The sequence below is a fragment of the Actinoplanes sp. NPDC051470 genome (assembly GCF_040682035.1).
Classification (GTDB): Bacteria; Actinomycetota; Actinomycetes; order Mycobacteriales; family Micromonosporaceae; genus Actinoplanes.
In genome coordinates this window covers 14,673-38,798 of record NZ_JBFBAA010000022.1, presented here as the reverse complement: position 1 = coordinate 38,798, position 24,126 = coordinate 14,673, and the positions used below count along the sequence as shown (strand labels likewise).

General features: G+C 73.7%; 18 protein-coding genes and 1 riboswitch. Of the genes, 13 read left to right on the top strand and 5 right to left on the bottom strand.

Translation table 11 applies throughout. The features are described 5' to 3' along the window. Positions 1-31: 31 nt before the first annotated feature. The 5 genes from AB0M54_RS31770 (at position 32) to AB0M54_RS31750 (ending at position 7,155) form a co-directional block, all read left to right on the top strand. Complete coding sequence (locus AB0M54_RS31770) at positions 32-997, top strand: glycosyltransferase family 2 protein (RefSeq protein ID WP_364322943.1); 966 nt, start codon at positions 32-34, stop codon at positions 995-997. After that, positions 994-2,370 carry a glycosyltransferase family 2 protein gene (locus AB0M54_RS31765; RefSeq protein WP_364475370.1) on the top strand — a complete coding sequence of 459 codons (1,377 nt, stop codon included), beginning with the start codon at positions 994-996 and terminating at the stop codon, positions 2,368-2,370. The genes AB0M54_RS31770 and AB0M54_RS31765 overlap by 4 nt, the downstream gene beginning before the upstream one ends. Positions 2,371-2,580: 210 nt before the next feature. Then, on the top strand, positions 2,581-5,307 hold the full coding sequence (locus AB0M54_RS31760; RefSeq protein ID WP_364475369.1) for a hypothetical protein: 2,727 nt from the start codon (positions 2,581-2,583) through the stop codon (positions 5,305-5,307). Then, positions 5,307-6,188 (top strand): DUF1616 domain-containing protein, encoded by an 882-nt coding sequence (locus tag AB0M54_RS31755; RefSeq protein WP_364475367.1) that lies wholly within the window; start codon positions 5,307-5,309, stop codon positions 6,186-6,188. The genes AB0M54_RS31760 and AB0M54_RS31755 overlap by 1 nt, the downstream gene beginning before the upstream one ends. 7 nt (positions 6,189-6,195) lie before the next feature. Continuing rightward, positions 6,196-6,280: riboswitch (ZMP/ZTP riboswitch) on the top strand. A gap of 11 nt (positions 6,281-6,291) precedes the next feature. Beyond that, positions 6,292-7,155 (top strand): tetrahydrofolate dehydrogenase/cyclohydrolase catalytic domain-containing protein, encoded by an 864-nt coding sequence (locus AB0M54_RS31750; protein WP_364322933.1) that lies wholly within the window; start codon positions 6,292-6,294, stop codon positions 7,153-7,155. On the opposite strand, the gene AB0M54_RS31745 is transcribed toward AB0M54_RS31750, so the two are convergent. Together AB0M54_RS31745 and AB0M54_RS31740 are read right to left on the bottom strand one after the other, a co-directional pair. Then, entirely contained in the window at positions 7,152-8,594 is a 1,443-nt protein-coding gene (locus AB0M54_RS31745) for an FAD-dependent oxidoreductase (RefSeq protein ID WP_364475365.1), read from the bottom strand. The genes AB0M54_RS31750 and AB0M54_RS31745 overlap by 4 nt on opposite strands. Beyond that, positions 8,587-9,708: an SGNH/GDSL hydrolase family protein gene (locus AB0M54_RS31740; RefSeq protein ID WP_364322928.1), complete on the bottom strand. Its 1,122-nt coding sequence runs from the start codon at positions 9,706-9,708 to the stop codon at positions 8,587-8,589. The genes AB0M54_RS31745 and AB0M54_RS31740 overlap by 8 nt, the downstream gene beginning before the upstream one ends. 72 nt (positions 9,709-9,780) lie before the next feature. Here AB0M54_RS31740 and AB0M54_RS31735 point away from each other — a divergent pair, with 72 nt between their 5' ends. Further along, on the top strand, positions 9,781-12,930 hold the full coding sequence (locus tag AB0M54_RS31735) for a BTAD domain-containing putative transcriptional regulator (RefSeq protein ID WP_364475363.1): 3,150 nt from the start codon (positions 9,781-9,783) through the stop codon (positions 12,928-12,930). On the opposite strand, the gene AB0M54_RS31730 is transcribed toward AB0M54_RS31735, so the two are convergent. Both AB0M54_RS31730 and AB0M54_RS31725 read right to left on the bottom strand, forming a co-directional pair. Continuing rightward, positions 12,846-13,916, bottom strand: a complete 1,071-nt coding sequence (locus AB0M54_RS31730; RefSeq protein ID WP_364475361.1) for a glycosyl hydrolase — start codon at positions 13,914-13,916, stop codon at positions 12,846-12,848. The two genes, AB0M54_RS31735 and AB0M54_RS31730, sit on opposite strands and share 85 nt — an antisense overlap. Then, positions 13,913-14,728, bottom strand: a complete 816-nt coding sequence (locus AB0M54_RS31725; RefSeq protein WP_364322920.1) for a polysaccharide deacetylase family protein — start codon at positions 14,726-14,728, stop codon at positions 13,913-13,915. The genes AB0M54_RS31730 and AB0M54_RS31725 overlap by 4 nt, the downstream gene beginning before the upstream one ends. A 258-nt stretch (positions 14,729-14,986) precedes the next feature. Here AB0M54_RS31725 and AB0M54_RS31720 point away from each other — a divergent pair, with 258 nt between their 5' ends. The 6 genes from AB0M54_RS31720 (at position 14,987) to AB0M54_RS31695 (ending at position 19,439) form a co-directional block, all read left to right on the top strand. Then, on the top strand, positions 14,987-15,238 hold the full coding sequence (locus tag AB0M54_RS31720; protein WP_364322918.1) for a hypothetical protein: 252 nt from the start codon (positions 14,987-14,989) through the stop codon (positions 15,236-15,238). Between the two features lie 66 nt (positions 15,239-15,304). Continuing rightward, positions 15,305-15,955 carry a hypothetical protein gene (locus AB0M54_RS31715; RefSeq protein ID WP_364322915.1) on the top strand — a complete coding sequence of 217 codons (651 nt, stop codon included), beginning with the start codon at positions 15,305-15,307 and terminating at the stop codon, positions 15,953-15,955. A 137-nt stretch (positions 15,956-16,092) separates the two neighbouring features. Then, the gene (locus tag AB0M54_RS31710; RefSeq protein WP_364475359.1) at positions 16,093-16,593 is read left to right on the top strand and encodes a pyridoxamine 5'-phosphate oxidase family protein; all 501 of its coding nucleotides are present in this window, start codon (positions 16,093-16,095) and stop codon (positions 16,591-16,593) included. A 9-nt stretch (positions 16,594-16,602) separates the two neighbouring features. Next, the gene (locus tag AB0M54_RS31705) at positions 16,603-17,250 is read left to right on the top strand and encodes a nucleoside/nucleotide kinase family protein (RefSeq protein WP_364475357.1); all 648 of its coding nucleotides are present in this window, start codon (positions 16,603-16,605) and stop codon (positions 17,248-17,250) included. 10 nt (positions 17,251-17,260) lie between these two features. Then, positions 17,261-18,253: a phosphotransferase gene (locus AB0M54_RS31700; RefSeq protein WP_364322910.1), complete on the top strand. Its 993-nt coding sequence runs from the start codon at positions 17,261-17,263 to the stop codon at positions 18,251-18,253. Next, positions 18,237-19,439, top strand: a complete 1,203-nt coding sequence (locus AB0M54_RS31695; protein WP_364475355.1) for a metallophosphoesterase — start codon at positions 18,237-18,239, stop codon at positions 19,437-19,439. Before AB0M54_RS31700 ends, AB0M54_RS31695 begins: the two co-directional genes overlap by 17 nt. Before the next feature lie 62 nt (positions 19,440-19,501). Here AB0M54_RS31695 and AB0M54_RS31690 read toward each other — a convergent pair whose 3' ends face one another. Then, on the bottom strand, positions 19,502-20,419 hold the full coding sequence (locus tag AB0M54_RS31690) for an aminoglycoside phosphotransferase family protein (RefSeq protein ID WP_364475354.1): 918 nt from the start codon (positions 20,417-20,419) through the stop codon (positions 19,502-19,504). 227 nt (positions 20,420-20,646) lie between these two features. Between AB0M54_RS31690 and AB0M54_RS31685 the strand changes: the two genes are divergently transcribed. After that, positions 20,647-24,126 carry an ABC transporter ATP-binding protein/permease gene (locus AB0M54_RS31685; RefSeq protein WP_364475353.1) on the top strand — a complete coding sequence of 1,160 codons (3,480 nt, stop codon included), beginning with the start codon at positions 20,647-20,649 and terminating at the stop codon, positions 24,124-24,126.

Below are 24,126 nucleotides of genomic sequence, written 5' to 3'. Positions count from 1 at the left end.
GTTCCGCCCGCCTCGCAAGGAGTCCCCCCACGTGGAGAACTTCCGTCCCGAGATCAGCATCGTGATCCCCACCCACACCGAACAACGCTGGTCATCGCTGGTCCGCACCGTCGCCTGCGCACGGTCGCAGATCTACACCCCGGCCGAGGTCGTGGTCGTGGTCGACCACAACCCGGCGCTCTACCGGCGCGCCCGCCGTGACCTCCAGGGCGTGACGGTGCTGGAGAACCTGTACGCCCAGGGCGTGTCGGGCAACCGCAACACCGGCGCCTTCCACACCCACACCGCGCTGATCGCGTTCATGGACGACGACATCACTGCCGAGCCGGACTGGCTGGGCAGGCTCGTCGCGCCGTTCGCCGACCCCAAGGTGATCGGCACCGGCGGCGGGATCAGCCCGGCGTGGGAGGGAACGGAGCCGCGCTGGATGCCCGAGGAGTTCCTCTGGGCGGTCGGCGGCTCGTACGCCGGCATGCCCACCGAGATCTCACCCATCCGCAACGTCTGGTCGGCGAGCATGGTGGTCCGGCGCGAGGCGTTCGTCCAGGTCGGAGGCTTCCGTACCGGCTTCGGCAAGCTCGGTGGCCAGAACCGCCCCGAGGACACCGAGCTGTGCATCCGGTTGAGCCAGGCCACCGGCGGCCACTGGATGTACGTGCCGGACGCGGTGATCCGCCACGAGGTGCCGGCGAGCCGGTCCACCTTCTCGTTCTTCATCAAGCGCTGCTACGCCGAGGGCCGCGGCAAGGTGCAGATGGCCGGCCTGAACACCAAGGGCGACTCGCTCGGCGCCGAGCGCGACTACCTGCGCTCGCTGCCCCGCGCCGTGGTCCGCAACATCGCCGCCGCCTCGCGGGGCCGGGGCGTCGCGCACGCCCTCAAGGCCGGCAGCGTGCTCGCCGGCGTCGCCGCGGCCGGCGTCGGCGGCGCGGTGGAGACCCTTTCGACCAAGCGCACCAAGCCCGCCCACCGCCCGGAGCTGGAGGCCAGCCGATGACCACCGACCTCAACGGCGCCGCGTGGGCGCCCGCCCAGCGCGACGACGACCTGCTGCTCGGCCCGGGCGTCGAGCCGGTCGGCGGCACCCGCCCCGCCGCGGTGCACGACATCGACCTGTCCGACCCGCTGCCGACCATCGCCGGCATCGCCGCCGACGGCCGCCGGGTGCTCCAGGCCTGGATGCTGGTCCGGCTGTTCACCGAGCCGATCGGCACCGTGCTGGTCGACGTGCCGCTCAAGGGCCTGCGCCCGGCCGACGTGGGCCGGATCATCGACCACGAGCTCGGCACCACCGTGCAGCCGCAGCTCAGCGCGCTCGGCCTGGACACGCTGCCGATCGACGGCATCACCACCGACACCGAGCCGGCCTTCCTGGCCCGCCGGCGCGAGGTGCTGGCCACCGCCCCGCACATCACCGTGGTGATCTGCACCCGGGAGCACCCGGAAGAGCTCCGCAACTGCCTGGACAGCCTCCTCGCGCAGAACTACCCGGCCTTCCGGGTGCTGGTCGTGGACAACGCCCCCACCAGCGACGCCACCAAGGAGGTGGTCGAGGCCGCGGCCGCACGCGGGCACGTCGACTACCTCTGCGAGCCGGCCCCCGGCCTGTCCTTCGCCCGCAACACCGCCGTCAAGGCGGCGCCCGGCGAGATCCTGGCCTGGATCGACGACGACGAGCGGGCCGACGTGAACTGGCTGGCCGAGGTGGCCCGGGCGCTGGCCGACCACCCGGACGCCGACGTGATCTCCGGCGTGATCGTGCCGGCCGAGCTGGAGACCCAGGCCCAGCTGTGGTTCGAGCAGTTCGGCGGGCACAGCAAGGGCCGCGGCTTCAAGCCGGACGTGTTCAGCCCGGCCACCGCGCACAAGCAGAGCCCGCTCTACCCGCTGCCGCCGTTCGGCACCGGGGCCAACATGACCTTCCGGCCCGGCGTGATCGAGCGGATCGGCGGCTTCGACGTGGCGCTGGGCGCCGGCACCCCGGCCATGGGCTCGGAGGACACCCTGGCCTTCACCCAGGTGCTGGTCGGCGGGGGCACGATCGTCTACCAGCCGTCGGCGGTCACCCACCACTACCACCGGCGTGACCTGGCCGGGCTGGAGAAGCAGATGGTCGGGTACGGCGCGGGGCTCACCGCGGCGTACACCAGCCTGGTGCTGAGCCGGCCGGGGCTGCTGTGGCCGCTGATCAAGCTGGCCCCCACCGCGCTGCGCGACCTGACCGGGTCGGACAGCCTGCGCGTCTCCACGCTGCAGGACGACTTCCCGCGCGAGCTGCTCAAGGCGAACCGGAAGGGGATGCTGGCCGGCCCGCGGGCGTACCTCAAGGGCCGCCGCGCCGCCCGGGCCAGGGCCCGGAGCGACAGCTGACCGTGCCGATCGCCCGAACAGCGGAAAAGTGGACCTGGTCCGGGGCAACATCGGAACAGGGACCACAGATGTCACGAGACCAGATGCCCGCCGGGGACATTCATGCCGAAGGACGACACACCCGAGCCGCGCACGCCACCAGGCTTGCCGCCGGCTCCGGTGACGTCGATCAACGGCGCCGGGTCCCCCGACGCCGCGGAGGCCCGCGAGATGTCTGACCAGCGATCCGGCGACCGGACCGCGACCGAGGAAGCGCCCGAGCCGGACGACCGCGCCCGCGGCACGGCCCAGGTGCCGGGCGGACGGCCGCCGAACCGGGTCGAGCCCGCCCGGGGCAAGGCGCGGGTGCGGCCGGCCGGGCCGGTCGAGGCCACCCGCACCAAGATCGCCGACATCCAGACGACCGAGGGCGTGCCGGCCAAGCCGATCCCGCCCGCGCAGGCGGCCGCGGCCGTCGGCGCGGCGCCGGCGCCCGAGGCCCAGGTCGCGCCCGAGGCCCAGGTCGAGGCCCAGGTCGAGGCGCCTGAGGCCGAGGTCGAAGTCGAGTCGCCTGAAATCGAGTCCGAGGAGCCCGTGGCCGCGGACGCGGAGGTCGCGGCGCCGGATGCCACCGACACCGTTGAGGCAGAGCCGGACGAGACCCCGACCGAACCCGAAGCCGAGATCGAGACCGCCGAGCCGGAGGCCGTCGTCGAGACGGCGGAGCCGGAGGCCGTCGAGGTCGTGGAGGCGGACGCCGTCGTGGCGACGGTCGCGCCGGACGTCGACGAGCCCGCGCAGGCCGAGGAAGACGCGGAAGCCGCCGAACCGGACGACTCTCAACCTCAGGTGGAGGCTGAGACTGAACCTCAGGCTCAGGTCGAGACCCCGGCCGGCGAGCACCCGACGCAGGTCATCCCGGTCGTGCCGGCCATCGACGAGACGGTCCGGATCATCCCCGGCGAAGAGACCGTCAAGATCATCCCGGGCGAGCGCACCAGACGAATCATCCCCGGGGCGGAGGAGACCCGCCGCATCACGGTCGTTCCGGGGCGCTCCGTGCGTACCCAGAAGATCCCGGTGGCCGCCCCCCTCGCGCAACCCGAGGTCGAGCGCCGCAAGGCGCCCCGCGGCGGACCCTACGACCTGGGCCGCGCGCCCTGGGTGCTGCTGCTGTCCAGCCTCGGCGTGCTGCTCGTGGCGCTGGCCTACACCGGCGGCCGGTCCGGCGCCGGCAGCGCCCCGATCGCCTACTGGATCGGCCAGGTGGTCGTCTTCACGCCGGTCGTGCTGCGCCTGCTGAGCCGCCGGATGGCCGGCGTCGCCGAGTCGTTCCTGCTGGTCATGGGCCTGGCCATCAACCAGTACCTGCTGAAGTGGATGTACAGCCCGGACCAGTTCCGGTTCCCGGACGAGCTCCAGCACTGGCTGGCCACCACCACGATCATGGAGACCGGGAAGCTGTTCCAGCCCAACCCGGCGCTGCCGCCCGCGGTGCACTTCCCCGGCCTGGCCGAGATGGGCGCGGCGATGGCGTCGATGACCGGGCTGCCGGTCAGCGGGGCCGGGATCATCGTGGCCGGCGTGGCCCACCTGGTCTTCGTCGGCGTGCTGTTCGTCTGCGTGCTGCGGGCCAGCAACTCGCCCGCGGTCGCCGGGGTGGCCTGCGCGACGTACGCCACCGCCCTGCACTACCTGTTCTTCAGCTCGATGTTCCTCTACCAGACCGCGGCGCTGCCGTTCTTCATGCTGACCATCTGGGCGACCCGGCGGTGGCGGGCCGAGGGCGGCAAGCCGTTCCAGGTGATCGCGATCGGCTCGATGGCGATGACCACGGTCAGCCACCACGTGACGGCGTTCGCGCTGGTCGCCACCCTGCTGCTGCTCGGCGTGACCGAGCTGTTCACCGAGAAGCCGCGGCGCTGGTCGGCGCTGGCCATGCCGCTGATCGCGCTGGGCGTGGTGACGGCGTGGATCCTGCTGGTGGCACGGGACGTGATCTCGTACCTCGAGGAGCCGATCCAGCAGGTCGCCACCACGATCGACACCCTGATGGGCGGCACCAGCGACGCGTCCACCGCGGCGCCGGCGGCCCCGATCTACCAGCTGATCCTGCAGGGCTCCGGCCTGCTCGGGCTGCTCGTGCTGTTCATCGCGGTGGCCCGGGACATGGTCATCCGGCGGGACCGGGACAGCTGGCGCTGGGCGGCGGTGATCGGCGGCCTGGTCTTCTTCGCCGGCAACGGGGTGCGGTTCCTGGGGCAGAACGGGCCGGAGATCGCCGGGCGGCTGTCCACGTTCACCTACATCCCGATCTCCATCGTCGCGGCGATCGCGCTGGTCCGGGCGGTGCAGATTTTGCCGTCCCGGGACTCGGCGGGACGACGGCACTGGGTGGCGCCGGCGCTGGCCACGCCGCCGCCGACCGGCCGGAACCTGGTGGTCCGGGTGCTGGCCGGCTCGGCCCTGGTCACGCTGCTGATGATCGGCGCCCGGGCCGGTGGCTGGCCGCCGCTGGGGTCGCTGCTGCCGGGCCCGTACCTGGCCGGCGGGTTCGAGCGGTCGGTGGACGCGTACGGGGTGGACGCGGCCGAGTGGGAGCTGCGGGTGCTCGGACCGGGCAACCGGGTCGGCGGCGACGTCACCTCGGTGTCACTGGCCTCCACGTACGGGCGGCAGGACCCGGTCCGCGAGGTCGGCCCGCTCTACTACGCCGACGAGTGGGGCCTGAGCGAGGACGAGCTGGTCGCCTCGATCCGGGTGAACTACCTGGTGGTCGACCGCCGGCTCAGCACCCAGCTGCCGCAGAGCGAGGCGTACTTCGAGAACGACCCGCACGCCGGCCGGATCACCGAGCCGCTGACCACCCGGCAGCTGACCAAGTTCGACGCGCTGACCGACGTGGACCGGCTGTACGACAACGGCACCGTCCGCATCTACCGCATGGGGGTGCAGTAATGAACTCCACGACGGTGAAGGCGCGCGCGCTCCCCGTCCTGCTGTCGGCGCCGGTCCTCACCGCGGCGGGCACCGTGGCGGCGGCCGCGTCGGTGCTGGCCGGGCCGCGGGCGCTGGCCATCCCCGGCGGGCTGGCCCTCGGCCTGCTGCTGCCCGGCCTGGCCCTGATCGCGCTGATCTTCCGGTACCGGACGCTGAGCGCGGTCGAGCGGACCGTGCTGGTGCCGGGGCTGAGCCTGGGCACGATGATCGTCTCCGGCCTGCTCCTCTACGTGGCCGGCTTCAAGCTCGACCGGGTCTCGTGGGCGCTCGGCCTGGCCGGGATCACCCTGGCCGTGCTCACCCTCAAGGCGGTGCCCGAGCGGGTCTGGCAGGGCGAGGAGGAGGACGAGCAGGAGGGCCCGAAGACCGAGCTGATCCCGGTCTTCCGGGACGACGCGCCCAAGCCGCCGCCCGGTCCGTTCGCGCCGACCTCGCCGGAGCAGAAGCTCGAGCGGCGCACGCTGGTCAAGCAGCTGCTGCCGATGCTGCTGGTGCTGGCCGTGATCGGTGGCGCGAGCTGGCTGTCGTACGCCAACTCGCACGACAGCTACCAGGTCACCGTCACCACCCTGTACTCCGACCTGCCCGGCCCGGTGGGCGCGGACAACGGCTGGGACGTCGACATCCGGGCGACCGGCCTGGTCGAGGCGGACGGGCCGTACACCGTGGTGGTGACCGACCCGACCGGCAACAAGATCATCGAGCGGCGCATCCCCGGCGGCGACGGCGCGTGGGGCGCCACCATCCGGCTGCCCTCGGCGACCCGGATGACGATCGGCCTGTACCGCGCGGGTGACACCGCCGCGTACCGCACGGTGATCGTGGCGGCGGCGCAGTAGTAGGTTGGTTTCCTCACGCGACTGGCGGCACCGAGGATGGCGACCACCATCGGGGAGCGTGGTCGTGGGCGCCGTCCGCCTGGGTGCCCACGCGGGAGAACCCATGACTGACACAGCAAGGCTGCTGCCCGGCGCTCCGGTCGCCGGCGCGGTGCTCGCCGACGTGGCCCGCCGCGCCGCCGACCTGCGGGCCCGCGGTGTCGAGCCGGCCCTGGCGACGATCCTGGTGGGCGACGACTCGGCCAGCGCCGGGTACATCCGGATCAAGCAGAAGCAGGCCGCCGAGCTGGGCTTCGTGTCACCGCACGAGCACCTGCCGGCCGACGCGAACCAGGACGACCTGAACCGGGTGATCGCCCGGTTCAACGACGACCCGGCGGTGCACGGGCTGCTCATCCAGTACCCGATCCCGGGCCACCTCGACTACGACGCCGCCCTGATGACCGTCGACCCCGACATGGACGTCGACGGGATGCACCCGCTGAACCTGGGCCGGCTCTCCAGCGGCCGGCCCGGCCCGGTCCCGTGCACCCCGGCCGGCATCGAGGCGCTGCTCGCGCACTACGAGATCCCGGTGGCCGGCCACGAGGTGGTCATCCTGGGCCGCGGCGCGACGATCGGCCGTCCGCTGGCGATGCTGCTCGCGCAGAAGCGGCCGACCGCCAACGCCGCGGTCACCGTGGTCCACACCGGCGTGCCGGACTGGGCCCGCTACACCCGCCGGGCCGACATCCTGGTCGCCGCGGCCGGCGTGCCCGGCATCATCCAGCCCGAGCACGTCCGGCCGGGCGCGACCGTGATCGGCGCCGGCGTCCGCTACGAGGGCCGCCGCCTGCTGCCCGACGTCGACGAGTCGGTGGCCGAGGTGGCCGGGGCGATCACCCCGCGGGTGGGCGGCGTCGGCCCGACCACCGTGGCCATGCTGTTCCGCAACGCGGTCACGGCGGCCGAGCGGGCGACCCGCTAGAACCACTCAGCGGCGGCGCGCCGGACGGCGTCCGGGTCGTCCTCGCCGGCCCAGGCCACGACGCCGTCGGGCCGGACGAGGACGGCGCCGGCCCCGAGGCCGTCCCCGGCCGTCCCGGTGGCGTACCGGATCCTGTCGTCAGCGACGCCGCGCAGGCGGCCGGGCCCGAAGTCGAGCAGGACGCCCCGGCCGGCCTGGAGCAGGTCGCCGAGGCGGGTGCCGTCCACGAGCCGGAAGTCCGGGGCGGTACGGCCGGCCAGCGGATGATCCTGGCCGAGGTCGTAGCGGATCGACGTGCCGGCGGTCCGCTCGTACACATAGGTCGTGCCGTCCCGGGTGCCGAGCAGGTCGCGGATCAGGGCCTGGAGCGCCGCGGCGTGCGGGCCGGGCCTCATCACCGCCACCTGGGCCCGCGACCAGTCGAGGACCCGGGCGCCGACCGGATGACGCTCGCGGGTGTAGGTGTCGAGCAGGCCGTCCGGCGCGGTTCCGCGTACGGTCGCCGCGAGCTTCCAGCCCAGGTTCATCGCGTCGCCCAGGCCGAGGTTGAGTCCCTGCCCACCGAGCGGCGAGTGGATGTGCGCGGCGTCGCCGGCCAGCAGCACCCGGCCCCGGCGGTAGGTCGTCGCCTGCATGGCCCGGTCGGTGAAGCTGGACGCCAGGTGGACCTCGCTCAGCGTCACGCCGGTGCCGGACACCCGGCGCAGCACGGCCTGGAGGTGGTCCCGGGACGGCGGCCGCGAGCGGTCGAACGCGCCGCCGTCGAAGTCCATGAGGCCGACGTAGCCGTTGCCCGGCGGCCGGATGTACATGCCGGTCGGCGTCAGGGTGAAGCCCGGGCTCAGCTTCTCCTTCTCGGCGATGGTGGCGAGCATGAGGTAGCCGGTGAGCTGGGGCTCGGTGCCGGTGAAGGCGAAATCGGCCGCCGCGCGCACCGTGCTGCGCCCGCCGTCGCAGCCGACCACCCAGCGGGCCGGGTACTCGTCGTCGCCGGCCCGCACGACCACCCGGTCGCCGGCCTGGACGACGCCGGTCACCGTGACGCCGCGCCGGATCTCGACGCCGAGCTCGACCGCCCGCTCGCCCACCGCCGAACCGACCGCTTCGAGGCTGGTCATGATGCCTTCCAGCGCCGGGCCGGGCCGCTCGTCCACGGCCACGTCGGCCGGGTCGAGCATCAGGCCGGCGAAGTGGCTGACACTCCGGGGCGGCAGCTCGCCGAGCCCGGACGCGTCCAGCAGCGACGGCAGCATCCCGCGGCGGTAGAAGGCTTCGACCGACCCGGCGTTCAGGCCCCGCATCCCGAGCGGCATCGCCTTCCACGGGGAGCTCGCGTCCGCGTCCCGTTCGAGCACCAGCACCGAGCAGCCCGCGAGCCCGAGCTCACCGGCCAGGAACAGCCCGACCGGGCCGGCGCCCACGATCACGACGTCATGCACGAGAGATCCCCTTGAACAGTGCGAGGTCGATGGAGTCGGCCAGGGCCTGATAGCCGGCGTCGCTGCCGTGCACGTCGCCCGCGTGGAAGCCGTCCCGGGTGCGGGTGGGGCCGGCCGGGTCGCGCCACACGGCGTCGAAGTCCAGCACCGCGTCGAACGCGCCGCCGGTGCGGATCCAGGCGTTGACCGCCTGCCGGGCGTCGTCGCCCTCGGGTGAGTACATGGGGTCGTTGCCGGCCGGCGTGAGCGTGGCGGCGTACACCTTCACCCCGCGTCCGCGGGCCCGGGCGATCAGCTGGTGGTAGCCCGCGATGATGTCGCCGGGCGTGATCGGCCCGCCCGGGAACATGGTCAGGAAGCCGGCCAGCTCGGGGTCGCGCGGAGCGTACGAGATGCCGATGTCGCCGAGCCCCAGCGCCACCACCACGTGGCTGAGGCCCGGTGTCGCCAGCACGTCCCGGTCGAACCGGGCCAGACCGGCGTCGCCGTGGCCGCCGTTGAGCAGCCGGTTGCCGCTGATCCCCTGGTTGGACACGTACAGGGCGCCCCCGCCGCGGGCGGCGAGCCGGTCCGGCCAGCTGTGGGCCGCGTCCGGGGCCGAGCCGATGCCGTCGGTGATCGAGTCGCCGAGCACCGCGACGACGGTGGCCGGGCCGTCCGGAACCACCTCCACCGCCGAGATCAGCGCCCGCGCCGGGAGTTCGGTGGGGGTCGCCGCCCCGTCGCCCGGGATCATCCACGCCACCGCCTCCACCGGCCGGCCGTGGCCGGTGACGGATTCCACCCGTTCCGGCAGGTAGAGGCTGATGGTCACGGTGGACAGCGCGGGCAGGGAGAGGTCGACCGGGTCGCTGACGATCGGCGCGCCCGGCGGGACGAGGGCCGTGGGCCGCCCGCCGAAGGTCAGCACGTGGTCGCCCACGCGCGCCGCGCCGATCCGGAGCGGCGCCGTCCCGTACTCGTTGGTGAATCGGACGCGCGCCCGGCGGCCGCCGCCACTGATCCGCACCACCTGGCGCAGCGTGGCGTCGGCGAACGGGTCGAGGGCGGCGACCGCCGCGCCGGGCGCCTGGGGCGAGGCGCCCCAGGTACGAACCCACAGGTCATCAGTCATGCCGCCCACCCTGGCCGGGGCCGCTCGCACGGCGCACACACGACGCTGACGCGGGCCTGACAAGATCGGAGGGTGGACGTGACGCTGCTCGGCGCCGTGCGGGTGGCTCGCGGTGACGCGGTCGTCCCGGTTCCCGGCGCGCGGCTCCAGAGCCTGGTCGTGCGGCTGGCCCTGGCCGGTGGTCACCCGGTCGAGCAGGCCGCCCTGGTCGACGCGATCTGGCCCGACGACCCGCCGGCCGGCGCCGCCCACGCCCTGCAGACCCTCGTCTCGCGGCTGCGCCGGACCCTGGGCGCGGCCGGCGAGGTGACCCAGGCCGCGGGCGGTTACCGCCTGGACGTGACCGCGGCCGACGTCGACGCGCTGCGGTTCGAGCGGCTCGCCGCCGACGGCCGGGACCGCCTCCACGCGGGCGACGCGACCACCGCATCGGTGCTGCTGCGGGAGGCACTCGAGCTCTGGGGCGATCCGGCGGCGATCGCGGCGGTGGCCCCGGCGGTCGCGACCCGGCTGCGCCACGCGGCGGTGGAGGCCGTCGCCGACCTCGGCGAGGCCGAGCTCATGCTGGGAAAGGCGGCCGAAGCGGGGGTACGCCTGACCGCCCTGCTCGCCGAGCACCCGGCGGACGAGCGGGCCGCCGCGCTGCTGATGGATGCGCTCGCCGCCCAGGGCCGGGAGGCCGAGGCCCTGGACCGTTTCGAGCAGACCCGGCTCGCCCTGGCCGACCGCCTCGGCGCCGACCCCGGCGCCGCGCTGCGCGAGCGGCACCTGCGTCTGCTGCGTACCGGATCGGACGGGCCCGGATCGGATGGGCCCAGGCCGGACAATCTGCCCGCACCCCTGACCGCGCTGATCGGCCGCGACGACGACCTGGCCCGGATCGACGCGCTGTTCGCGGCCGGGCGCCTGGTCACCGTGCTCGGTCCGGGCGGGGCGGGCAAGACGCGCCTGGCCGTCGAGGCGGCCCGCCGGCGCCGCCACGACCACCGCGACGGCGTCCGGATGATCGACCTCGCCCCGGTCACCGAGCCGGCCAAGGTCGACGCGGCCGTGCTCGCCGGGATCGGGCTGAGGAGCGGCCGATCCCGGCTCGGCGGGCTCTCCGGCGAACTCGACGGCCGGGACGCCCTGCTGCTGATCGACAACTGCGAACACCTGATCGAGGCCGTCGCCATCCTGGTCGCCGGCCTGCTCGCCCGCCACCCCGAGCTGCGGGTGCTGGCCACCAGCCGCGAGCCGCTCGCGATCGGCGGCGAGGCGCTCGTGCCCCTCGGCCCGCTGGCGCTGCCCGCCCCGGACGACGGCCTGGACGCGGCCCGCCGGACGGCCTCGGTGCGCCTGTTCGCCGAGCGGGCCGCCGCCGTCCGCCCCGGCTTCGACGTCGACCCGTCGACGCTGCCGCGGATCATCAACGTCGTCCGCGCCCTGGACGGCCTGCCGCTGGCCCTCGAGCTGGCCGCCGCCCGGCTCCGGACGATGTCGCTGCCCGAGCTGGACGCCGGGCTCTCCGACCGGTTCCGGCTGCTCACCACCGGCAGCCGGGCCGCGCCGCCCCGGCACCGCACGCTCCGCGCGGTGATCGCCTGGAGCTGGGACCTGCTGACCGATCAGGAACGCGGCCTGGCCGACCGCGTCGCGATCCTGCCCGGCGGCATCACCACCGCCTCGGCCGCCGCGGTCAGCCCCGGCAACGGCGACCTGGCCGGGCTCGTCGACCGATCGATCCTCCAGCTCGCGCCCGAACCCGGCCGTTACCGCATGCTCGAAACCCTGCGCGAGTACGGCCTCGAGCGCCTCGCCGCGCAGGGCGCCCTGGGCGAGGCAGGCGACCGCGCGGCCCGGCATTGTGCCGAACTGATGAGCACCCACGACCCTCAGCTGCGCGGACCGGAACAGGCGGCGGCGGTACGGGTGATCACCGCCGAGTACGACAACGTGCTGGCCGCCCTGCGCCGGCGGTGCGACACCGGCGACGCCGCCGGCGCGATCGGCCTCGCCCTGAGCCTGACCTGGTACTGGCACATGTTCGGCCGGCGCGCCGACGCCGCCTTCTGGCTCGGCGAGGCGCTCGCGGTGCCCGGCGGCGAGCCGGGGCGGGAACGGGACTGCGCCGAGGCGATCCGCCGGTTCAACCAGGGCGACGCCGGACCGCGGCCGGCCGACCTGGCCGACCGGCTCCGGGGATATCCGGACCTTCCCGGCAGCACCGGCGCGCTCACCGCCGTCGCGCTGGCGTTCCCGCTGAACGACCCGGCGGCCGCGCGGACGATCCTCGACCGGCTGGCCGGCGACGACGAGCGGCTGGCCGGCCCGGCCCGGCTGTTCCGGGCCGAGCTGGCCGAGAACTCGGGTGAGCTCGACACCGTCCGCGACGACGTGGAGGCGGCGCTGTCCTGCTTCCGCCGGGCCGGCGACCGGTGGGGGCGGGCGACCGCGCTGCCGCTCCGGGCCCAGCTCCGGCAGTACGACGGCGACCTCGACGGCGCGCTGGCCGACCTGGGCGAGGCCCGGTCGCTGGCCGCCGAGTTCGGTTCGCTCAGCCTGGGCGACGAGGTGTTCGTCGACCTGCGCTGGGTCGACCTGCACCTGCGGCGGGGTGACAACGACCGGGCCCTGGCCATGATCGGCGTGGCCCGGGAGCGGGCGTTGCGAGCGCGCTCGCGGGAGATGCGGGCCCTGGTCGACGCGTGGGAGGCCGGCTTCCGGGCCCGGTTCGGCGAGGTGGACCGGGCGCGGGACCTGCTCGACCGCGCCGACCGGGCGCTGCGCGGCGCAACCGCGTTCCCCGGTGACCACGCGCGGGCGCTGGTCGGTGGGGTCCGGGCGTCGGTCCTGGTCGAGCTGGGCGACCGGCCCGGCGCGGAGAGGGCGCTGGAGACGGCGTACGCGGCGGCCCGGGCGACCGGCGACCGGCCGGTCCTGTCGCTGGCCGCGGTGGCCTCGGCCGCGCTGGCCGGCGCGCACGGGCGGACCGAGGAGGCCGCGGTCCTGCTCGGGGTCGCCGCCCGGCTGCGCGGCGCCCACGACCACTCCGACCCGCAGGTCCGCGAGCTCGTGCGGCGGGGACGCGCCGCCCTGGGCGACGACGGCTTCGATCGGGCGTACCGGCGGGGAACGTCGTTCGAGATCGACCCCGCTCAGGCGGCGAAGTGGGGGTCCTTGGCCATCGCGACGAACGCGGCCAGCGACTCCGGGTCGGTGTCCACCCGCCACTTCTCGTGATAGTTGTAGTGCGTGTCGGTGTCGAACCAGACCACCGCGCCGACCGCGGGGTGCTGCTTCACCCAGGTGGCCAGGGCTGTCGTCCAGTCCGCCTTGGTGCGGCCGCCGCGGTCGACCGAACCCACCTCGGTGATCATCAGCGGCTTCTTGCCGCCGTAGAGGTCGTAGATGCCCTGGAAGAGCGCGCCGGGCAACTCGCGGTTCAGGTTGTAGCCGGAGACGCCGACCCAGTCGACCATGTCGTCGCCCGGGTAGAACTTCGGCTTGGCGTTCCAGGCCGCGGCCGGCTTGTCGTTCCAGTTGGGGCTCCACACCCAGGAGACGTTGTCGGCCTTCTGGTCGGCGAAGATCTCCCGGATCCGCTTCCAGCTGCGGACGTAGCCGGCCGGGTTGTTGTTGTTCTGGGCGCCGCCCCAGCGGTACCAGTCGCCGTTCATCTCCCAGCCCCAGCGCAGCAGCACCGGCCGGCCGAGCCGCTTGAGCTGCTTGGCGTTCCGCGCGATCAGGTCGTCGAACTTCCCGGACAGGATCGAGCCGTGGTCGGTGCCACGCCAGGAGATCATCGGGTACGAGTCGTCCGGCAGCCACGGCAGCGACCGCGGCAGGGTGTCCTGCCACGCGAAGAACTGGTGCAGGATCCGCGGGTCGCGCCCGGTCTGCCGGCGGCGCAGCTTGATCGCCTCCGTCTCGGACAAGCCTTCCAGGTCCAGGTACGCGCCCAGCATCGTCCTGCCCCGGACGTAGGGCACCGGTCCCCCGCCCTTGGCCACCACGGCCACGCCGGACGGCTTGGAGCCCTTGGCCGGCGTGGAGGCGCCGGCCGACGGCGCGTGGGACGGCCCGGTCGTCGCCTCGGCGGCCGTGGTCTTCCCGCGCACCTGGGTCACGACGACCGCGGCGGCGGGCGCGACGGCCAGCGCGGCGATCCCGGCCAGGGCCTTCCGCCGGCCGACGCGGCTGGGCGCGCGGTGCGCTCCGCCGTTCACGTGAGCTTCCGTCCGGTGCGCTGGGCCACTTTCCGCGCCACCCGCCAGGCCGGCTGGGCCAGGCGCTTCATCTGCGGCACGAGCTGCGAGCCGCCGCCGGCCACCATCGCCACCAGGTCGGCGCCGGAGTGCGCGGGCGTCGGCTGCAGGCGCGGCACGGCGAACCGGTGCTCGGCCGGGCGGTGCAACCGGCGGCCGACCTCGGTCGCGTGGTCGTACCCGAGCTCCCGCACCATGTCGCGCACCCGCCGGCCGTTGTAGCCGTGCGGGTAGGCGAAGCCGCGGACCTCGCGCTGCAGCCGCTGCTCCAACTCGTCGTGGCTGCGGACGATCTCGGTGCGCAGCTGGTCCTCGGGCAGCACGTCGAGCGGGTGGTGGATCAGGCTGTGGTTGCCGATCTCGACGCCGGCGTCGGCCACCTCGGCCAGCTCGTCCCAGGTCAGCAGGCGGCCGAAGTCGGGGGCCCAGCGGCCCAGCCAGCCGGCCCGGTCGCCGAGGTGGCCGACCGAGGCGTACAGGGTGGCCCGGGCGCCGGTCTCGGCCAGCACCGGCAGGCCGGCGGTGAGGAAGTTGCGATAGCCGTCGTCGAAGGTGACCGCGACCAGCCGGTCGGCGCTCTCACCCTGGTCCAGCCGGTCGAGCGCCTCGGCCAGCCCGACCAGGCGGTAACCGGCCGCGGTCAGGGCGCTCAGCTGTTCGGTCAGGCGGCTCGGCGGCACGGCCAGGTCACCCAGCGGCCCGCCGATGGCGGACACCGAGTGATACATCAGGGCCGGCAGGGTCTCCCAGGCCGGCGTCGCCGTGTCGGTCACCGCAATCCTTCCTCGTTCGCTACCGGACCACACCCCTATCGGACGGCGGCTACCCGACCTTCGAGATTCGCCCGGCCCACGTTAGTGCTCGAACCGCAGGTCAGCAGGCATCTGAGGCGTTTTCGGGCAAGCACCGGACCAACGGACGATCAAGCTCGACCGCATCGGCCGACCCCCGTACTCGGCCGAAAGTCATAGCCGTGGATCGGTCGGCGGACAGAAGCGGCCGGGTGGCCCCGGACGGCAGGGTGACTCACCATGACCGGAAACCGTGCGATCGACCCGCTACGACTGGCCGAGTCGGCCGTCCAGGCGGCGGTGGTGCTCGGCATCACCGCGCTGCCGGTGGCCTGGCGGGTCCTGGACGGATCACTCACAGCGATCCTCACCGTGATGCTGGCACTCCTGACGGCTGGCGTGTACGCACTACACGCCGTAACCTTCGACTGCTTCCGGATGACGGGCCACCGCAGTAAGCGCAGTTTTTCGCTTACTCAAAGTAAGGACTGAACCGCAACCGTCCCTCGCCCGTACCCCGAGGCAGACACAGCACAGCACTACCCTCGGGAGCGGCCCATGTTCCGGCTCATTCAGCTGAACACCCACCTCAATGTGCCCCGCATCGGTGTCGACCCGGACGGCTACGCCTCCGAACGCGCCGCGCTCGCCCGGTACCGGGCCACCCCGGCCAGCTTCTTCGGCGTCGGGCGCTTCGACGAGGAGGGCACCCTCGCCGAGATCATCATGGACACCGTCTGCGGCCCGGTCGGCGACTGCCCGCGCCCCGCGACCGTGGTGCACGCGCGCACCTTCCAGCGGCTCTGCGACACCTGCGGCTTCGGCCTGGACGTGCTGACCGTCCCCGAACTGGCGTTACGCCTGGGCATCGGCGTACGCCTGGCCCCGGTCCTGGCCCGCTCCGGACGCCACGCGGCCGCCGAGTTCGCGTTCACCGCCAGCAACCGCATCGCCCGCGAGTTCGCCACCCGCGTCGAGAGCCCCGACTGGCGCCACGAACTGTGCGCCGAACTGGCCCGCAACCCGTCCTCGGTCAACGGCCTCCTGATCGGCGTGGGCGCCCTCAGCCACCGCGACGTCCTCGACCTCTACCCGGCCCTGAAGACCCTGGGCGAGCAGCTGCCGGCCTGCGTCCACGGCGACCTCCTCCGCGCCACCGCCCGCCCGCTGTCCCCGGCCGGTGTCGCCGCGCTCCGCCTCGGCATCTGACGACTGGTGGCGCCGTCGCCCGGCCACCTTTTCCCGGGCCGCCGCTCGGCCGGGCGGGGCACGGCGCGGGATGGTTGGGTGGCGCGGCTGAGGGAAGTCACCCGGGGACAACCCACCCGAGTGCAAGGGAGCATCCCGTGGCCGAGAAGACCGAGCAGGAGAAGCGGGAGACCGTCAAGGAACTGGTCAAGGACGCCCGCATCTGCATGCTGACCACGATGACCGCGGACGGGAAGCACGTGAGCCGGCCGATGGCCGTGCAGGACGTGGAGTTCGACGGCGACCTGTGGTTCTTCGCGTACGGCGACTCGGACCTGGTCGCCCAGATCGGCGCCAACCCGCAGGTGAACGTATCGTTCAGCGACAGCAAGCAGAAGGCCTGGATCTCGATCTCGGGCGAGGCGATGCGCGCCGACGCGCCGAAGAAAGCCGAGGAGCTGTGGAGCCCGGCCCTCAAGGCGTGGTTCCCGGAGGGCCTGGAGACGCCCGGCCTCACCCTGGTCAAGGTCCACGCCGACACCGCCGAGTACTGGGACGCCGCGCACAGCAGCACTGTGCTGACCATGATCGGCTATGCCAAGGCCGCCGTGACCGGCAAGCAGCCGGACGCCGGTGAGAACGAGACGGTTCGTATGTAGCGTGGCGGCATGACATTCGACGACCTCGTCCGGCGTGCGAAGGCGCTGGTCAAGGACGGGCGCCGGGCGGTTCTGGGGATCACCGGCGCCCCGGCCGCGGGCAAGACGACGCTGGCCGAGGAACTGGTGAAGGCGATCGACTCCGAGTGGGCCGCCCACGTACCCATGGATGGTTTTCATCTCGCCGACGTCGAGCTCTCGCGCCTCGGCCGGCGCGACGCCAAGGGTGCCCCGGACACGTTCGACGCCCTCGGGTACGCCGCCCTGCTCAAGCGGTTGCACGACGACGAGGACGACGTGATCTACGCGCCGGGCTTCGAGCGGGTCATCGAGCAGCCCATCGCCGGCGCCATCCCGGTCTTCCGCAGCGCCCGCCTGATCGTCTCCGAGGGCAACTACCTGCTGGTCGGGGACGGGCCGTGGCCGAAGGTGGCGCCGCTGCTCACCGAGGTCTGGTACGCCGACCTCGACCAGGAGGAACGCATCACCCGGCTGATCGACCGGCACCGGCGGTTCGGCAAGGACGAGGCCGACGCGGTCGAGTGGGCCACCGGCACCGACGAGCGCAACGCCCAGATCATCCTGGCCACCCGCGAGCGCGCCGACCTGATCGTCCCGGCCGCGTTGCTCCGCGATCTGGGCACACCACCCGCATAGGCTCACCGGCATGGACCTGCCGGGCGGCGCCAGCGTCACCATGGCGTCGGCGCGGCCGGTGACCGAGGGCTGGTCGAACGCGATCGCGGTCAACCCCCGGGTGCTGCGCTGCACGGCCGACGACGGCCGCACGGTGATCGTGAAGATGCGCCGCCCGCCCGGCGACGCCCGCCGCCGCGACGGTTTCCACCGTGAGCTGACCGCCCTGCTGCTGCTGGCCGAGCTGGGCTGCGACGCCGGGCCGCGGCTGCTGGCCACCGACGACAGCGCCGGCCTGCTCGTGCTGGAGGATCTCGGCGACGGACCGGCGCTGGAGGACCTGCTGGTCGGCTCCTCGGCCGCTGCGGCCACGGCCGGCTTCGTGGCGCTGGCCGAGGCGGTCGGCCGGATGCACGTCGCGACGCTCGACCAGGCCGGCGCCCTCCCGGCGTGGAGGTACCTGGACACGCCGGGCCTCGACGAGGTGCGCGAGATCCTGCGGTCCGGACCGATGGTGCTGTCCAACGGCGACCTCGGCCCGCAGAACTGCCGGATCACCGGCGGCCGCGCGCGGCTGCTCGACTTCGAGGACGCCGCCGCCCATCATCCGCTGCTGGACGTGGTGCATTTCCGGCTGCCGTTCTACGGCGGGGCGTGCTGGGCGCGGGTGCCGGCGTTCGTCAGCGATCGCGCCGAGTCGGCCTATCGTCGCGTGACCGGCCGGGTGGCCGACCGCGCGTGGGCCGAGGGCGTGGCCGCGGCGGTCGGCGCCTGGACGATCATCCGGCTGCGGCGCCTGCCGAAGCTGATCGCCGCCGATGCCCCGCACCCGATGGGCTACTCCCGGCGCGGCCAGCTGCTCGACACGCTGCGGCTGGGAGTGACCGCGACCGACGGGGTGCTCCCCCGGCTGGCCGCCCGCTTCGCGCGCACCGAGCGGGACCTGCGCGAGCGCTGGCCCGGGCTCCCCGCCTCGCAGGCCGTCTATCCCGCGTACGCTTCGGCGGGTGACCACCCCCAGTGAAGCGGTCGAGACACCGCCGCGCCCGCGCCGGTCCTCCCGTGCGGTGATCTTCTCGCTGATCATCACGGCGGCGGCCCTGCTGCTGTTCGGCACCTCGTGGTGGACGCTGGTGGCCGCCGGCAACGACTGGCCGGCGCCGGTCTTCGTGGTGCTGACCGTGGTGTGGGCGCTGTGGGCGGTGAGCTTCCCGATCCTGATGGTGCGCGGTCACGGCGGCGGCCACCGCGACGGCGCGGCGATCGCCGCCGACACCAGCCTGGGCGTGGTCTGGGTGCTGTTCACCTGGTCGGTGCTGAGCCTGCTGCTCCGCGCCGCGCTCGCGATCGGCGGCGTCGCCGACCCGGTCCGCTCCCGCGTCGTCACCGTGGTGGTCGCGGTGATCGCGCTGGTCCTGCTCCTCTGGGGGTACGCCGAAGCGATACGCGTCTCGCGCGTCCGATCGGTCGACGTGGTGGTGCCGCGGCTCGGGCCCGGCCTGGACGGGCTGCGTGTGGTGCTGCTGACCGACACCCACTACGGCCCGATCAACCGCACCCGCTGGTCCCGCGGCGTGATCGACGTGGTGAACACGCTGGACGCGGATGTTGTCGCGCACACCGGCGACATCGCCGACGGTTCCGTGCAGCAGCGGCTCTCCCAGGCGGCGCCGCTGGCCGACGCGCGGGCCTCGCTGGCCCGGGTCTACGTCACCGGCAACCACGAGTACTTCTCCGGCGCCCTCGGCTGGGTCGAGCACATGGAGGCCCTCGGCTGGGAGACGCTGCACAACCGGCACATCGTGGTGTCCCGCGGCGGCGACCAGCTGATCGTCGCCGGTGTCGACGACCGCACCGCCGGCGGCTCCGGCCTGCCCGGCCACCAGGCCGACCACACGGCCGCCTTGGCCGGCGCCGACCCCGCCCTGCCGATCCTGCTGCTGGCACACCAGCCCCAGATGATCGGCGGCGCCGTCGAGCACGGCGTCGACCTGCAGATCTCCGGCCACACCCACGGCGGCCAGATCTGGCCGTTCCACTACCTGGTCCGCACCGACCAGCCGTCCCTGCAGGGCCTGACCCGGCACGGCGAGCGCACCCAGCTCTACACCAGCCGTGGCACCGGCTTCTGGGGCCCGCCGTTCCGCGTCTTCGCCCCCAGCGAGATCACCGTCCTCACCCTGCGGTCGGAGGGCTCGCTCCCCACCTAGGCCGCCCGCGCGCAAGACGAACCGGCCCCGCGGCCGTAGCCAGGTCGACGGCCGGCCCAGACTCAGCCGGCCCGGCGGCTGATCTCGTCGGCCGCCCCCAGCATCTCGCTCGCCAGGGGCTGCAGGCCGATACCGGCGAGGACCAGCCCCGTCGAGACGCGTTCGACGACACCCCACTCCCAGATCGCCGTGGCGTCGGTGCCGGTGTGCTCGGCCAGCCGATGCGCGCGGTCCCACGGGTCACCGGACATCAGCTCGACCGGGTCCTCGCGCATCAGCACGCCCAGGTCGTACTCCGGCTCGGCGATCAGCCCGTCCGGGTCGACCAGCTTGAAGCCGTCGCCCGCCTCGAGGGCGTTCCACTGGTGCACGTCGCCGTGAACCAGCACGGCCCGCTCGGGGTCATGCGCCCGGACGCGGCTCCCGGCGGCGGCGATCGCGTGCTCAACCGTACGTTCGGCACACGGCCGGTCCAGCTCCACCCAGCGCCGCCGGACGAACTCGATCAGCCACCGCCCCTTCTCCGCCCCCGAACGCAGCCCGGTGGCCGGCCGCCACACCTTCCGGGCGGCGCCGGCCAGGATCACCAACCGTTCCGGAAGCGGGCGCTCCAGCTCGTACAGCGATCTCCCCAGACGCTCCAGGAGCAGCGCGCCGCACCCCTCGTCGGCCGCCAGCAACCTCGCGCAGCCCTCACCCGCGGCCAGCCGCAGCACCGTGATCTCGTCCCGCGCGTCGTTCCCGAGCCGGGGCACGACCAGCTTGAGCACCGCGGGCGTGCCGTCCGCCCGTGTCGCCTCGACGACATACGCCTCGGTGCCGTCCCCGAAGACCCGGCCGGTCGTCAGCCCCCAGCGCGCCGAAAGCTCGTCGACCAGCGCCGGCAGCCCGTCGAGCCAGCCCTGCGCGTCCGCGAGCCGCGCCTTGGCCACCACCGCCGCCGGAACGTCGATCACCGCACCCACCACCCCGTCATCCACAGCCGGCGCCTCCTGTGGATGACACCACGAAACTGTCGTACCCGCGCGATACCTTCCACGCCCACCCAAAGGGGTGGGGGTGGGGGCGGCGACGCGCGCGAGAAAAGATCAACTTCGAACGGACGATCGTGACACGCGTGACAGTCGCCCGCCCCGTAATTCCGTTGAAGCGCTCTCCCCGCCCCCGCAGGATGGACACACCGCCCGTTCTTCGTGAGGAGCTCCGCATGCGCCTGCTTCGTGACCTCTGGGACACGTCCGCGCTCCGGACCCTCATGATCGGGGTCCTGGTCCTGCTCGGCGCCATCGGTCAGGCCGGCGCCCTGGCGCTCGCCGGCGGCGTGCTCGTCGCTCGGTCGACAACCATGTTCGCGCTGCTCGCCGGCGCTCTCGTGGTGTCCGTGCTGGGCGATGTCGCGGTCGGGCTGATCGCGGCCGGGCTCACCGCCGACTGGGCGGCCCGGGCCCGCCGCGGCCTCAACCGGGTCGCCTTCGGCCAAGACCTGCCGACGCTCGACAACACCCCGGTCGGCGAGCTGCTCGACCGCATCGACAGCGACGTCTACCAGGTCGGCTCCGAGATGCGCGGCAGCGGCGTCCGGATCATCCAGTCCCTCGCGGTGGCGACCATGTCGATCGTCACCGCGTTCATCGTCTGGTGGCCGGCCGGCCTCGGCATGGTCCTGGTCTCGCTGCTGCTCGTGTGGACCATGCGCAAGCCCATCGCGCGCATCGGACCGGCCCGGATCGCCGAGGAGGAGGCCTGGTCCGACCTGGCCGCGGTGATGGAGGAGGCGATCCACGGCCAGGACGATGTGCGTACGAGCCTGGCCGCGCCGTACGTCCGCAAGCTCTACGCGCTGCGGGCCCGTGAGGTGCTGACCCGGGGACGCCGGGTGTGGCGGCGGTCGTCGCGCATCACGATGGGCGCCGGCGCGATCACCCGTACGCTCATCGCGGTCCTCGTTGTCGGGGGTGCGATGGCCCTGGTCGCAGGCCTGATCGACGGGGCCCGGCTGACCGCCGTGTGGCTGCTGGCGCTGGGCTTCGGCGGCACCCTGGAACACGTCACCCGGATGGTGCCCGAGCTGCAGAACGCGCTCGGCGCCTGGAGCCGGGTGCAGCTGCTGCGCCAGGTGCCGCAGGAGCCGACCGGCGGCCTGCAGCCCCCGGACGGCGACATCGAGGTGCGAGGCCTGACCTTCCGGTACGGGGAGTCCGACTCCGGTCGCCCGCCGGCGCTCCGCGACGTCTCGCTGACCTTCGCGCGCGGCCGCTCGTACGCGCTGATCGGCCGCACCGGATCGGGCAAATCGACCCTGGCCAAGATTCTGACCCGGGCCGTGGACGTGCCGCGCGGCACCGTCTTCCTGGCCGGCGCCGACATCAACGACCTCGACATCGAGGGCCTGCGCCGGTTCACCGCGATCGTGCCGCAACGCACCGACATCCTGGCCGGGACGCTGGCCGAGAACATCGCGCTGTTCGACCGCGAGCTGGAACACCGCTCCGGCGCGGCGGTGGCCGAGCTCGGGCTCACCCCGTGGGTGGCGAGCCTTCCGGACGGCATCGAGACCCGGCTCGGCGAGGGCGGCTACAAGCTGTCGGCCGGGCAGGAGCAGCTGGTCGCGTTCGCGCGGATCCTGGTGCGCGATCCACACGTGGTGATCCTCGACGAGGCGACCGCCCGGATGGACCCGGTCACCGAGTCGTGGGTGCAACGGGCCACCGACCGGCTCCTCGAGGGCCGCATCGGCGTGATCGTGGCACACCGGCTGTCCTCGGTGCAGCGCTGCGACGAGGTCGTCGTGCTGGCCGACGGCGAGGTGCTCGAGGCCGGGCCGCTGCGAACCTCCCGCCGCTTCGCCGACCTGCTCGCCACCAGCAACGCGGCCGTGCCGGCCGGCGGTCCGGGCGGCGGCGTGATGCTGGCCGAACGCGACTGGGACGCCGACCTCGAGTCCGAGGTGGGCGCCGACGCGCTGGTCAACACCCTGCCCAAGGCCGAGCCGCCGCCGCTGCCGGAACCACCCCAGGCCCATACGCTGCGCGAGATCATCCGGCTGGCCACCAACGACCCGCGGTACGGGCTGGCCGCCGTGGCCTTCTTCGCCGTCCTGGTGCTGCTCGGCCTGGACGGCGCGATCCTGCCGCTGCTCTGGGCCAACGTCGTCGACGGCGTCGGTGACCCGCTCTACCCCGCCATCGGCATCGCGGTGGGGCTGATCGTGGCGATCCCGACGCTGTTCTACACCGGCGCCTGGTTCCCCGAGTGGTGGGTGCGGCAGATGCTGCGGATCAGCATGCGCCTGGTACACGGGCAGATCGGGCCGCGACGGGTCAGCAAGTACACGCCGGCCGAGGTGGTCGCGCACGGCGGCGACACCGAACGCGTGGTCATGCTGGCCGACAACACCATCGACCTGACCATGAGCGTGCTGGTCATCGTGGCGATGACCTGGGCGTCCGGGAGCTACGTGCCGGCGCTGTTCTTCATCGGCACGCTGCTCGTCTCCGGTCTCACCGCCACGCTGTTCGGTCCCCGGCTCGAGTCGGCCGCCCGGCGTACGGTGGCGGCCCGCGCGGCGTTCGCGACCTCGCTGGTCAGTTCGCTGTCGGCCGCCCGTACGGTCAAACTGGCCGGCGCCACCGGACCGGTGCTCGACCACCTCGCCGACCTGGACGCCGACCGCAGCCTCAAGCAGCGCAAGGAGATCTCCATCCAGGTGTGGGCGCGGTCGACGCCGTCGGTGCTCAGCGGGCTGCTGCCGGTCGCGGCGTGGGCGCTCTACCTGGCCGGCGACCTGTCCGCGCCGGCCACGCTGATCGCGGTGGCCACGCTCGGCAGCGCGCGCTGGTTCGCCTGGGTCGCGGCGTCGCTGGTGTCCCACTTCCCGTCGGCCCGCGTCTGGACCCGCCGCACGGTGGCGATGTCCGGGGAGTCGGCCTACTCATCGGCGGTGCCCGGCGTCGACATCGCGACGGGTACGGCGCCCGCGCCGCCGTCGGCCGACCGCAACCCGCTCGACCGGCTGACCCTCACCGGCTTCAGCGCGGTGCACGAGAACGGCACGGTCGGCGTGCAGGACGTCGACCTGACCGTGTCCCGCGGACAGCTGGTGCTGGTCGTCGGCCCGGTCGGCAGCGGCAAGTCCTCGCTGCTGCGGGCGCTGGCCGGCATCGTCCACCACACCGGCCGGCTCGCCTGGAACGACCAGCCGGTCGACCAGCCCGAGGTGTTCCTGCGGCCGAACCAGGTCGGGTACGTCGCCCAGCTGCCCCGGGTGCTCTCCGGCACGGTGGCCGACAACATCCAGCTCGGCCACTCGGTGAACGCCGAAGACGCGGTGAGCACGGCCCAGCTCGAACACGACCTGGCCGCCGCCGGCGGTGGCCTGCAGCTGCTGATCGGGCACAAGGGGACGCGCCTCTCCGGCGGCCAGCTGCAGAGGCTGGCCCTGGCGCGCGCCCTGGCGCCCCGCACCGAGCTGCTGATCGCCGACGACGTGTCGTCCGCCCTGGATGTCACCACCGAGCTGGAGCTGTGGCGGGCGCTCCGCGAACACGGGGTGACCGTGGTCGGCTCGACGTCGAAGCGGGCGGCCCTGGTCCAGGCCGACCATGTGGTGGTCCTGATCGGCGGTCGCGTCGAGGCGCAGGGCCCGTGGCGCGAACTCGAGGACCGCTGGGGTCATCTGGCCGGCTAG